The 12,749-nt window shown below is 61.7% G+C and carries 10 protein-coding genes; 2 read left to right on the top strand and 8 right to left on the bottom strand.

Annotated features, from left to right (window positions below; all coding sequences use genetic code 11):
* Positions 1 to 105: 105 nt before the first annotated feature.
* The 5 genes from ACZ6YA_RS09170 to ACZ6YA_RS09190 form a co-directional block, all read right to left on the bottom strand.
* On the bottom strand, positions 106 to 822 hold the full coding sequence (locus ACZ6YA_RS09170) for an ABC transporter ATP-binding protein (protein WP_465896787.1): 717 nt from the start codon (positions 820 to 822) through the stop codon (positions 106 to 108).
* A complete protein-coding gene (locus ACZ6YA_RS09175; RefSeq protein ID WP_465896788.1) occupies positions 819 to 1,694 on the bottom strand; it encodes an ABC transporter ATP-binding protein in 876 nt (291 codons plus the stop codon). The genes ACZ6YA_RS09170 and ACZ6YA_RS09175 overlap by 4 nt, the downstream gene beginning before the upstream one ends.
* Entirely contained in the window at positions 1,691 to 2,992 is a 1,302-nt protein-coding gene (livM, locus tag ACZ6YA_RS09180) for a high-affinity branched-chain amino acid ABC transporter permease LivM (RefSeq protein WP_465896789.1), read from the bottom strand. The genes ACZ6YA_RS09175 and livM overlap by 4 nt, the downstream gene beginning before the upstream one ends.
* Before the next feature lie 2 nt (positions 2,993 to 2,994).
* Positions 2,995 to 3,909 carry an ABC transporter permease subunit gene (locus ACZ6YA_RS09185; protein ID WP_016489422.1) on the bottom strand — a complete coding sequence of 305 codons (915 nt, stop codon included), beginning with the start codon at positions 3,907 to 3,909 and terminating at the stop codon, positions 2,995 to 2,997.
* Positions 3,910 to 4,063: 154 nt separating this feature from the next.
* Positions 4,064 to 5,200, bottom strand: coding sequence for a branched-chain amino acid ABC transporter substrate-binding protein (locus ACZ6YA_RS09190; RefSeq protein WP_182362148.1), 1,137 nt, complete (start codon positions 5,198 to 5,200; stop codon positions 4,064 to 4,066).
* Between the two features lie 515 nt (positions 5,201 to 5,715).
* Between ACZ6YA_RS09190 and pncB the strand changes: the two genes are divergently transcribed.
* Complete coding sequence (pncB, locus tag ACZ6YA_RS09195) at positions 5,716 to 6,921, top strand: nicotinate phosphoribosyltransferase (RefSeq protein WP_465896790.1); 1,206 nt, start codon at positions 5,716 to 5,718, stop codon at positions 6,919 to 6,921.
* 3 nt (positions 6,922 to 6,924) lie between these two features.
* A complete protein-coding gene (nadE, locus tag ACZ6YA_RS09200; protein ID WP_465896791.1) occupies positions 6,925 to 7,752 on the top strand; it encodes an ammonia-dependent NAD(+) synthetase in 828 nt (275 codons plus the stop codon).
* 132 nt (positions 7,753 to 7,884) lie between these two features.
* Here the strand turns inward: nadE and azu are convergent, their stop codons facing one another.
* The 3 genes from azu to dnaB form a co-directional block, all read right to left on the bottom strand.
* Entirely contained in the window at positions 7,885 to 8,334 is a 450-nt protein-coding gene (gene azu / locus ACZ6YA_RS09205) for an azurin (protein ID WP_465896792.1), read from the bottom strand.
* A 410-nt stretch (positions 8,335 to 8,744) separates the two neighbouring features.
* Positions 8,745 to 11,048, bottom strand: coding sequence for a YgiQ family radical SAM protein (locus ACZ6YA_RS09210; RefSeq protein ID WP_465896793.1), 2,304 nt, complete (start codon positions 11,046 to 11,048; stop codon positions 8,745 to 8,747).
* Positions 11,049 to 11,257: 209 nt separating this feature from the next.
* A complete protein-coding gene (dnaB, locus tag ACZ6YA_RS09215) occupies positions 11,258 to 12,655 on the bottom strand; it encodes a replicative DNA helicase (RefSeq protein ID WP_401079678.1) in 1,398 nt (465 codons plus the stop codon).
* Positions 12,656 to 12,749: the final 94 nt, after the last annotated feature.

A 12,749-nucleotide genomic window follows, 5' to 3' on the forward strand; every position in this document is an offset into this window, starting at 1 on the left:
CTGTGGAAACAATGGCTTGCGAGGGGTTCGTAGCGTGGCTCTAGAAAGATAGGCGACAAGTTGTCCACATCGTAGAAAGGGCCGCGTGGCGGCCCTGGATCTCATTCAATGCCCGCCCAGATACGCGCTGCGCACCTCTTCATTGACCAGCAACTCCTGCCCCGTCCCGGTCATGCGGATCTGCCCATTGACCATCACATAAGCCCGATCCGACAGCTTCAAGGCATGGTTGGCGTTCTGTTCCACCAAGAAGATGGTCATCCCGGTCTTGGCCAACTCGCGCAAGGTCGAGAAAATCTGCTTGACCACAATCGGGGCCAACCCCAACGACGGCTCGTCGAGCAGCAGCAGCTTGGGCCGACTCATCAGCGCACGGGCGATGGCCAGCATCTGCTGCTCACCACCGGACATGGTCATGGCGCGCTGGTTGCGGCGCTCCTTGAGCCGTGGGAACAGCTCGAACATGCGCTGCATATCCTCACTGGCATATTTGTCGCCGATGGGGATGGTGCCCATCATCAGGTTCTCCTCGACGGTCATGTCGGGGAATACCCGGCGCCCTTCCGGCGACTGGGCAATGCCGTTGGACGCGATGTAGTGCGACGACTTGCGGGTGATGTCGGTGCCACGGTAGACGATGTGCCCGGAGGCCGCGCGCGGCTGGCCGAAGATCGACATCAGCAGGGTCGACTTGCCGGCACCGTTGGCGCCGATCAGGCTCACCGTCTCCCCTTCGTTGATGTGCATCGAGACCTTTTTCAACGCCTGGATCGGCCCATAGAACACATCCAGGTCCTGCAGTTCGAGAATGGGTGCAGTCATACCAGTTCCTCTTCGTCGGCACCCAGGTAGGCGGCGATCACCGTCGGGTTGTGGCGGATATCCTGCGGCGCGCCTTCGGCGATCACGTTGCCGTGGTCGAGCACGACGATGTGGTCGGAGATGCTCATGACCATGCCCATGTCGTGTTCGATCAGCACCACGGTGATGTCATGCTCGTCGCGCAGCACGCGGATCATGCGGCTCAGGGCCTCGGTCTCCTGCGGGTTGAGGCCGGCGGCCGGCTCGTCCAGGCAGATGATCTTCGGCCGTGTGCACATGGCCCGGGCGATTTCCAGGCGCCGCTGCTGGCCGTACGACAGTTCACCGGCCAGGCGGTTGGCGCAATCGACCAGATCGACCACCTCCAGCCAGTAAAACGCGTGGTCCAGGGCATCGCTCTCGGCTTTGCGGTAGGCCTTGGTGTTGAGCACCCCAGCCAGAAGGTTGCGGTTGACCCACATGTGCTGGGCCACCAGCAGGTTTTCCACCACCGACATTTCCTTGAACAGACGAATGTTCTGGAAAGTACGGGCGAGACCGGCGCGGTTGACCAGGTGGGTGCCGCCGAACATCTTGTAGTACATACGGTTGGCAAAACGCGCCGGCGAGATGAAGTCCGCCGCCTGGAAGCGCTCGCCGAGCAGCTGGATCACATTGGTGTGGCTGCCACGCACGTTCAGTTCGATGCGCCCGCCACTGGCCTTGTAGAAGCCGGTGAGGCAGTTGAACACCGTGGTCTTGCCGGCGCCGTTGGGGCCGATCAGGGCGAAGATCTGGTTACGCTTGACCTGTAGGCTGACATCGCTGAGCGCCTTGATGCCACCAAACTGCATCATCAGGTTGTCGACCGAAAGAATGATTTCGTCGCTCATGGCGCCACTCCTTTACGCGGGACCACACCGGTTCGGCTGATGCGGATCAGCCCCCGCGGCCGCCAGATCATCATCAGCACCATCAGCACACCGAACAGCAGCACCCGGTACTCGGAGAAGCTGCGCAGCAGCTCCGGCGCCACGGTCAGCACGAATGCCGCGATCACCACGCCCACGGTCGAGCCCATGCCACCGAGCACCACGATGGCGAGGATCAGCGCCGACTCGAAGAAGGTGAACGAGGACGGGTTCACGAAGCCCTGGTAAGTGGCAAAGAACACCCCAGCCAGGCCGGCGGTCGAGGCGCCGAGGGTAAATGCCGAAAGCTTCACCAGCACGTGGTTAAGACCCATCGAGCGGCAGGCGATCTCGTCTTCGCGCAGTGCTTCCCAAGCGCGGCCAACCGGCATGCGGGTCAGCCGGTGCTTGATGTACAGCACCGCCAGCACCACCAGGAACAGCACGGCGTAGATGAACACGAACTTGAGGTTGGCGTTGTAATCGAAACCGAAGAACTCATGGATCGGCACGCCGCCATCTTTGGCGCGCCGGCCGAATTCCAGGCCGAAGAAGGTCGGCGACGGTGCTGGCATGCCGTTCGGGCCGCCGGTGAACGACAGCCAGTTGTTCAGCACCAGGCGGATGATCTCGCCAAAGCCCAGGGTCACGATCGCCAGGTAGTCACCGTGCATGCGTAAAACCGGGAAGCCGAGTATGCACCCCGCTAGCGCTGCAGCGATGGCCGCCAGCGGCAGCACGCTCCAGAAGCCCAGGCCGAGGTACTGGTAGCCCAGTGCCAGGCCATAGGCGCCAATCGCGTAGAACGCCACGTAACCCAGGTCGAGCAGGCCGGCCAGGCCGACCACGATGTTCAGGCCAAGGCCCAGCAACACGTAGATCAGGCCGAGGATGACCACGGTCAGCAGGTACTTGTTGGCGAAGATCGGGAAGACGATGGCGATCACCACCAGCGCCGGAATGATGTAGCGCAGCCGCGACTTGTAGTCCGGCGCGTTGACATGCACGCCCGAGCCACCACTGTCGAAGCCTTGCAGCATGCGTTTGCCCGCTGCACTCTGAAAATACAGGCTGAGCAGGAAGCGCCCGACCATCACCCCGCCAACCAGCCACGCCACACGACGCGGCTCGGCATTGAAGGTGTAGCCGTCGAGCACCACGCCGACGACCGGGCCGAACACGATGAGCGCCAGCAGGCCGGCGACGACAGTCTCCAGCAGGCTGCGTTTGAGATCGAAACCGCTGGTTTCGGCAACAGGAGCAATTTTGGCAGTGGACATGTTCACACCTTAGCCACGAGCGGGCGACCCAGCAGGCCTTGTGGGCGGAAGATAAGGATCATCACCAGCAGCGAGAAGCTGAACACGTCCTTGTAGTCGGAGTTGATCAGGCCGGAGAACAGCGACTCGGAGATCCCCAGGATGATCCCGCCCAGCATGGCGCCAGGCAGCGAGCCGATGCCACCAAGCACGGCGGCGGTGAATGCCTTGATGCCGATGATGAAGCCTGCATAGAAATCGAAGGTGCCGTAGTTCATGGTGATCAGCACGCCGGCCAGCGCCGCCATCACCGCACCGATGACGAAGACGTAGGAAATCACCCGGTCGGTGTTGATACCGAGGATCGAGGCCATCTTGCGGTCTTGCTGAGTGGCGCGGCACATGCGGCCGAGCTTGGTGTACTTGATCACGTAGGTCAGCAGGCCCATGCCGACGAAGGCGGCGATCAGGATGAAGATCTTGGTGTAGGTCAGCTGCACGAAGCCGGTGCCCACTTCGACGCGCAAGGCGCCTTCGAGCAGGGTTGGCACGCCTTGCTGGCGGGCGCCCTGGCTGATCTGCGCGTAGTTCTGCAGGATCAGCGAGATGCCGATGGCACTGATCAGCGGTGCCAGGCGGGTGGAGTTGCGCAGGGGTTTGTAGGCGATGCGTTCGATGGTGAAGCCATAGACGCCCGTGACGACGACGGTGAACAACAGCGTACCCAACATCAGCAGCGGGAACGACTCAACACCGAAGTAGGCCAGCAATGCCAGGCTGATCGCCGCGAGGTACGCGGAAATCATATACACCTCGCCGTGCGCGAAGTTGATCATGCCGATGATGCCATAGACCATTGTGTAGCCGATGGCGATCAGGCCATAGACCGACCCGAGGGTCAGGCCGTTGACCAGTTGCTGCAGGAAAATACCATCCATAACGCAATCTCACCTGAGCGAGACTGCACGCGCGCCGACCACCACGAGCCACGGATGAAGCGACCCCAGCAGCGCAGAACCGTGCAGATCTCCGAAGAAGGACAGGTACCGCAGGGGCATTGGCCCGGGCACGTGCCCGGGCTGGCTGCCGTTGTTATTTTTGTTTTTCCAGCTGGTGGTACTTGCCGTCCTTGTCCCACTGGTAGACCACATAGTCGGAGACGGTCAGGTCGCCTTTGCTGTCCCACTTCTTCTCGCCCATGACGGTCTTGACAGGGTTCGCCTTCAACCATTTGGCGGCATCTTCGCCTTTGTTCGACTTGGCACCGTTGAACGCAGCGGCCAGCGCTTCCAGCGAGGCGTAGGCGTACAGGGTGTAGCCTTCGGGCTCGGTACCGGCTTTGCGGAACGCTTCCACCACGGCCTTGCTGTCGGGCAGCAGGCGAGGGTCGGCACCAAAGGTCATGTACACGCCGTCGACGTATTGAGCGCCGCCAGCGGTGGACACCAATTCGTCGGTGACAATGCCGTCATCGGACATGAACTTGACGTCTTTCAGGCCTTGTTCGCGCAGCTGACGTACCAGTGGGCCGGCTTCAGGGTGCAGGCCACCGAAGTAGACCACGTCGGCGCCGGTGGAACGGATCTTGGTGACCACGGCGCTGAAGTCTTTCTCGCCTCGGGTCAGGCCTTCGTACAGTACAGGCTTGACGCCGCGCTTCTCGAGCTGCGCCTTGGTCGCATCGGCGAGGCCCTGGCCATAGGTGTCCTTGTCGTGCAACACAGCGACTTTCTTGCCCTTGAGCACGTCGACGATGTAATCACCGGCGACGATGCCCTGCTGGTCGTCACGACCGCACATGCGGAACATGGCGCTGAGCCCGCGCTCGGTGACTTGTGGGTTGGTGGAGCCGGGGGTAATGGCGATGATGCCGGCTTCGTCATACACCTCGGACGCCGGGATGGTATTGGAGGAACAGAAGTGGCCGACCACACCGATCACCTTGTCCTGATCGGCCAGGCGGTTGGCCACGGCCACGGCCTGCTTCGGCTCGCAGGCGTCATCGCCTTTGACCAGGACGATCTTCTCGCCATTCACGCCACCGGCGGCGTTGATCTTGTCGGCCGCTGCCTGCGCACCTTTCATGTATTGCTCGCCAAACGCTGCGTTTGCCCCGGTCATGGGGCCCGCGACACCGATCTTGACGTCGGCCTGAACATACGAAGAAACACCCAGTGCCGTAGCCACGGCCAGTGCCAGGAAACCTTTCTTGTAAAACGTCTGCGACATGAGGTGGTGCTCCTAGAGTTTTTTTTGGTTGGCACTACAACTTCTCAGCCCTGTGCTCCGAGCAAGGGCCGTGCCATTGGATTTGTCTTCCGGGAAAACACACTGTGCAGGCGGCATGGAGGCGACCGGCGGCCTTTTCTTTATTGAGCGTGCAACCGTCTGCCACGCGGCAGGCGCCACCACACGTACAGACAAGGAGCAACCGCCTTGTGCCATCATTGCAACCCTGGCAAGTGTTTACGTGCAACCGCCCTGTAACAGCGGACGTCACCGAACTGCACACCGCTGGTGCGCGACTGCTACAGGCAGCACCGTTTGAAGGCTAGCTGTTGCACGGAAAAACACCTGTTTTAGCCCTTTCTCGGGCAAGCCCGCTCCCACAGGTACAGCGCTGCTCACGAGGCTGGCGGAGTACGTGTGGGAGCGGGCTTGCCCGCGAAGAGGCCGGCTTAGGCACAACAAACCGCAAAAGACTGGCACAATGGCCGCCATTCGCCGCTTCTGGAGCCCCCCTGATGAGCGAGAGCGCATTCGCCGAGCGCATCGTGCACAACCTGCTCGACACCGACTTCTACAAGCTCACCATGATGCAGGCCGTACTGCACAACTACCCCGACGCTGACGTCGAGTGGGAATTCCGCTGCCGCAACGGCGAGGACCTGCGCCCCTACCTCGGCGAAATCCACCACCAGCTCGAACTGCTCAGCGAACTCACCCTGGATGATGGCCACCTGGCCTTCCTCGAACGCATCAGTTTCCTCAAGCCCGACTTCCTGCGCTTTTTGCGCCTGTTCCGCTTCAACCTGCGTTACGTGCGCCTCGGCATCGAGAACGACCAGCTGTGCCTGCGCCTGAAAGGCCCGTGGCTGCATGTGATCCTCTTCGAAGTGCCGCTGCTGGCGATCATCAGCGAGGTGCGCAACCGCCACCTGCACCCGCGCATGCGCCTGGCCGAAGCGCGTGACCAGCTGTACCGCAAGTTCGACTGGCTGCAGGCGCATGCCAGCGCCGACGAATTGGTCGAACTGCAAGTGGCCGACTTCGGCACCCGCCGACGTTTTTCCAGCCGCGTGCAGGAAGAGGTGGTGCGGGTGCTGCGCGACGATTTCCCGGCCCGCTTCGTCGGCACCAGCAACGTCGACCTGGCATGGAAACTGGATATCAAGCCACTGGGCACCATGGCCCACGAATGGATCATGGCCCACCAGCAGCTCGGTCCGCGCCTGATCGACAGCCAGATCGCCGCGCTCGACTGCTGGGTCCGCGAGTACCGCGGCTTGCTTGGCATCGCCCTGACCGACTGCATCACCATGGACGCCTTCCTCGGCGATTTCGATTTGTACTTCGCCAAGCTGTTCGACGGCCTGCGCCATGACTCGGGCGAGCCGGTGGCCTGGGCGGAAAAGGCCATCGCCCATTACCAAAAGCTGGGTATCGACCCGATGACCAAGACCCTGGTGTTCTCCGATGGACTCAACCTGACGCGCTCGCTGGAAATCTTCCGTGCCCTGCGCGGGCGCATCAATGTCAGCTTCGGCATCGGTACCAACCTGACCTGCGATATCCCCGGCGTGGCACCGATGAACATCGTGCTAAAAATGACCGACTGCAACGGCTCACCGGTGGCGAAAATCTCCGACGAAGCCGCCAAGACCCAGTGCCGCGACGAAAATTTCGTCGCCTACCTGCGTCATGTATTCAAAATCCCCAGCAAGGAGTAACCCATGCAAGCCGTTCAGCAAGAGATTGCCCAGGCGCTCAAGGTCCAGCCGCCGTTCGCCGACGCCGCTGCGCTGGAGGCCGAAGTCGCCCGGCGCGTGGCGTTCATCAAGGCCTGCCTGGCCAATGCCCGGCTCAAGACGCTGGTGCTGGGCATCAGCGGTGGCGTCGACTCGCTGACCGCCGCCCTGCTCGCCCAGCGCGCCATCAATGAGCTGCGTGCGGAAAAAGCCGACCCTGATTACCGCTTCATCGCCGTGCGTCTGCCGTATCAGGTGCAGCACGACGAACATGACGCCCAGGCTTGCCTGGAAGTGATCAAGGCCGACGAAGTGCACACGGTCGATATCGCCCCCGCAGTGCGTGCGCTGGCGTTGGAAGTGCAGGACTTGAAGAACGCCTCGCCGACCCTGGTGGATTTCGTCGTCGGCAACGTCAAGGCGCGTACGCGCATGGTCGCGCAATACACCATCGCGGGTGCACGCGCAGGCCTGGTGATCGGCACCGACCACGCCGCCGAGGCGGTGATGGGCTTCTTTACCAAGTTTGGTGACGGTGCTTGTGACCTGGCCCCGCTGAGCGGCCTGGTGAAGAGCCAGGTGCGGGAAATTGCGCGCAGCTTTGGTGCGCCTGAGTCGCTGGTGGAGAAGGTGCCGACGGCGGACCTGGAAGACCTGGAGCCTGGCAAGCCGGACGAGGCGTCACATGGCGTGACCTACCAGCAGATCGATGCGTTCCTGCAGGGGCAGCCGGTGGATCAGGCGGCGTTCGATATCATCGTCGCCACTTACCGCAAGACCCAGCACAAGCGCGAACTGCCGTTCGCCCCCTGAAAAGCTTCGCGGGGCAAGCCCGCTCCCACAAGGTTCACCACTGCACTTGAGATCAGTAGATAACCTGTGGGAGCGGCGGTCCGGCGATCCGGCTTGCCCGCGAATAGGCCCGCAAGGCCTACACAACTGTCATTACTTGACGACGACCTTGCCCTTCATCATCGAAATGTGGCCCGGGAAGGTGCAGAAGAAGCTGTAATCACCACCGGCTTCCAGCTTGGAAGTGTCGAACTTCACCTCGGTTTCCTTCTCTGGCGCACCAATCATCGCGGTGTGGGCGATGATATTGGCGTTGTCTTCCTTCAGGTAACCCTTGTCGATGCCCTGGGTCATGCCCTCGGTGGCAATGCCCTGCATATCGGCAGTCTTGCTGATCACCAGGTTATGGCCCATCACGTTCTTCGGCAGGCTGCCGGAGTGGGTCAATTTGACGGTGAACTCCTTGCAGCTCTTGTCAACGGTGATTTCCTTGGTGGTATAGGACATCTGGTCCGTCGATTCGACAGTCACCGAGCACTCGGCGGCGAAGACGGAGGCGCTGGCGAGGGTCAGCAGGGATACCGCTACAGCTTTCGCAAACATCATGAATCTCCTTGGCAGGGTTTTATCAATTGCGAGACTGCCTGAACCCGTCAAGCCCCCTGCTGACGTGCATCAAGGGGGCGTCAAGTGGCCAGCCAGTAGAATTGTTCAATGGATTGTATACAACCAATCTAAGGGCACATCATGCCCTTTTAATAGACGATGGGACAACCTCTCATTTAGGAGCAATCGCAATGTCCCTCTCAAGTTTCATGAACAGCCTGCTTGCCGCCTATGCCCACGGTGCCAGCGGCGCCATCTGCGAATTCTCCCGCCCGGAGTGACATAAGCCATTATCAAGAGCCCAAAAAAACCTGTGGGAGCGGGCTTGTCCCGCGAATACGTCAGTGAATCCACTATCGCATTCGCGGGCAAGCCCGCCCCCACAGGTTTGGTTTACAGCTCAGAGGTCAGCGAGGAATAACGGGCTGTCGCGGCTTCTTGTTGCCGCCCTTGCCGCCCTTCGCGGCTTCCTTGCGCTCCTTGGCCGCCTGCTGATTGCGGGCGAACGCTTCGGCCTTGGCCTTCTCGCGCTTGTCCCACGGCTGGCTGCCGTCGCTGGCACGCGGAGGCAGTCCGGTGTGCTGGGTGAGGATTTTCTGTTCCTTGGCCACCTTATGGCTGCCCGCCGGGGTCGAGTTCTTGCGCCGGGCACTCTGGTAGCTGTCGGTCTGCGGCTGATGCAGCGGGATCAGCTGGTGCTTGCCCGGGCCGATCAGGTCGGCACGGCCCATGCGCTCCAGCGCCTCACGCAGCATCGGCCAGCCCTTCGGGTCGTGGTAGCGCAGGAAGGCCTTGTGCAGGCGACGCTGCTCGTCGCTCTTGACGATCTCCACCCCTTCGCTCTTGTAGGTAACCTTACGCAACGGGTTCTTGCCCGAGTGGTACATGGCCGTGGCCGAAGCCATCGGCGACGGGTAGAACGCCTGCACCTGGTCGGCGCGGAAGCCGTTGCCCTTGAGCCACAGGGCCAGGTTCATCATGTCTTCGTCGGTGGTGCCTGGGTGCGCGGCGATGAAGTACGGGATCAGGTACTGCTCTTTGCCCGCTTCTTTCGAGAACTTCTCGAACATGCGCTTGAAGCGGTCGTAGGTGCCGATGCCCGGCTTCATCATCTTGTCCAGCGGGCCACGCTCGGTGTGCTCCGGGGCAATCTTCAGGTAGCCGCCCACGTGATGGGTGACCAGCTCCTTGACGTACTCTGGCGATTCCACCGCCAGGTCGTAACGCAGGCCCGAGGCGATCAAAATCTTCTTCACACCCGGCAGGGCTCGGGCCTTGCGGTACAGCTCGATCAGCGAGCTGTGGTCGGTGTTGAGGTTTTCGCAGATGCCCGGGAACACGCACGACGGCTTGCGGCAGTGCTTCTCGATATCGTGGCTCTTGCAAGCGATGCGGTACATGTTGGCGGTCGGGCCACCCAGGTCGGAGACCACACCGGTGAAGCCCGGCACCTTGTCACGCATCTCTTCGATTTCGTGCAGGATCGACTCGTGCGAACGGTTCTGGATGATCCGGCCTTCGTGCTCGGTGATCGAGCAGAAGGTGCAGCCACCGAAGCAGCCACGCATGATGTTCACCGAGAAGCGGATCATTTCGTAAGCCGGGATGCGCTCCTTGCCGTAGGCCGGGTGCGGGATACGGGCGTACGGCATGCCGAACACGTAGTCCATTTCTTCGGTGGTCATGGGAATGGGTGGCGGGTTGAACCACACATCCACTTCGCCGTGCTTCTGCACCAGCGCACGGGCGTTACCTGGGTTGGTCTCCAGGTGCAGCACGCGGTTGGCGTGGGCATAGAGCACCGGGTCGTTACGCACCTTTTCGAACGATGGCAGGCGGATCACCGACTTTTCCCGGGTCACGCTCGGGCTGTCGAGAATCTGCACGACCTTCGCTTCGTTCGGGTCTTCCTGGTCGCCTTTGGCCTGCTCGATGGCGCAGGCCTGGGTGTCCTGGGTGTTGACGTAGGGGTTGATGATCTTGTCGACCCGGCCTGGGCGGTCGATGCGGGTGGAGTCGATTTCGTACCAGCCCGCAGGCGTGTCACGGCGGATGAACGCCGTGCCGCGCACGTCGGTGATCTGCTCGATACGCTCGCCCTGAGACATACGCTGGGCGACTTCGACAATGGCCCGCTCGGCGTTGCCGTACAGCAGGATGTCGGCGCTGGCGTCGACCAGGATCGAATGACGGACCTTGTCCTGCCAGTAGTCGTAGTGGGCGATGCGGCGCAGCGAAGCCTCGATGCCGCCGAGCACGATCGGCACATGCTTGTAGGCTTCCTTGCAGCGCTGGCTGTACACCAGGCTGGCGCGGTCCGGGCGCTTGCCGGCCATGCCGCCTGGGGTGTAGGCATCGTCGGAACGGATTTTCTTGTCCGCGGTGTAGCGGTTGATCATCGAGTCCATGTTGCCCGCCGCGACGCCGAAGAACAGGTTCGGCTCGCCCAGCTTCATGAAGTCGTCTTTCGACTGCCAGTTCGGCTGGGCAATGATGCCCACGCGGAAGCCTTGGGCCTCCAGCAGTCGGCCGATGATGGCCATGCCGAACGACGCGTGGTCGACGTAGGCGTCACCGGTCACGATGATGATGTCGCAGGAATCCCAGCCGAGCAGATCCATCTCCTCCCTGCTCATGGGCAGGAAAGGTGCTGGCCCGAAGCATTCGGCCCAGTACTTGGGATAGTCGTAGAGTGGTTTGGCTGCTTGCATGTCAGTGACCGGTTTTGGTGTTCAGGGAAATCGCGGGCGCGGAATATAGCACAAATTTTGACCAAATCCGACGGTGGTTGTCGGATTCATCAGGCGGCTGGCAAACTTTGTGGGAGCGGGCTTGCCCGCGAACACGGGCGAAGCCCGTGCCATCCTGCGCGGTGCTCTCTTCGCGGGCAAGCCCGCTCCCACAGGGTTTACGTCAGCTTTTATTCGTCGTCGTCGAAGTTGTACATACCCGGCGCGAGGTTCTCGAAGCGGGTGTACTTGCCGATGAACGCCAGGCGGATGAAGCCGATGGGGCCGTTACGCTGCTTGCCGATGATGATTTCGGCCACGCCCTTGTGCTCGGTCTCCGGGTGGTACACCTCGTCCCGGTAAACGAACATGATCACGTCGGCGTCCTGCTCGATTGCACCGGATTCACGCAAGTCGGAGTTCACCGGGCGCTTGTTCGGCCGCTGTTCGAGGGAGCGGTTGAGCTGCGACAGGGCGATGACCGGGCAGTTGAATTCCTTGGCCAGGGCCTTGAGCGAGCGGGAGATTTCGGAAATCTCGTTGGTACGGTTATCACCGGCCGAACCCGGGATCTGCATCAGCTGCAGGTAGTCGACCATGATCATGCCGATCTCGCCATGCTCACGCGCCAGGCGGCGGGTTCTTGCGCGCATCTCCGAAGGGCTGATGCCAGCGGTATCGTCGATGAACAGCTTGCGGTCGTTGAGCAGGTTGACCGCCGAGGTCAAGCGCGGCCAGTCGTCGTCATCCAACTGACCGGAACGCACCTTGGTCTGGTCGATACGGCCCAGCGACGAGAGCATACGCATGATCAGCGATTCGCCTGGCATCTCGAGGGAGAACACCAGCACCGCCTTGTCGGTGCGCAATACGGCGTTTTCGACGAGGTTCATGGCGAAGGTGGTTTTACCCATCGACGGACGGCCGGCGACGATGATCAGGTCAGCCGCCTGCAGGCCGCTGGTTTTCTCGTCCAGGTCGGTGTAACCGGTGGACACACCGGTGATGTCGCTGTCGGAGTTGAACAGCGTGTCGATGCGGTCGATGGCCTTGGTCAACAGCTCGTTGACGCCCACCGGGCCGCCGGTCTTCGGCCGCGCCTCGGCGATCTGGAAGATCTGCCGTTCGGCGTCGTCGAGGATCTCTTCGGCGTTGCGCCCCTGCGGATTGAAGGCGTTGTCGGCGATGTCGGTGCTGATGCTGATCAGCTGGCGCAACGTGGCGCGCTCGCGAATGATCGCGGCGTAGGCCTTGATGTTGGCCACCGACGGTGTGTTCTTGGCCAGCTCGGCCAGGTACGCCAGGCCGCCGACCTGGGTCGACAGGCCTTCCTTGTCCAATTGCTCGTGCAGGGTAACGACGTCGAACGGCTGGTTGGCGTCGGCCAGCTTGTGCACGGCACGGAAGATCAGGCGGTGGTCATGCCGATAAAAATCGCCATCCGACACCTGGTCCAGCACCCGCTCCCAGGCGTTGTTGTCCAGCATCAGGCCACCGAGCACGGCCTGTTCGGCCTCGATGGAATGCGGCGGCACCTTCAGGGCAGCGGTTTGCAGGTCGAGTTGCTCGGGGTTGGTGATCTCGTTCATGGCCACGAAAGAATTCTGGAGGATGAAAAAGACAAAGGGCACGGCCTGTTTAGAACAGGACCGTGCCCGATGTTAACTGGCTTGCCCACCAGGG

It is taken from the genome of Pseudomonas sp. NPDC090752 (assembly GCF_055584805.1).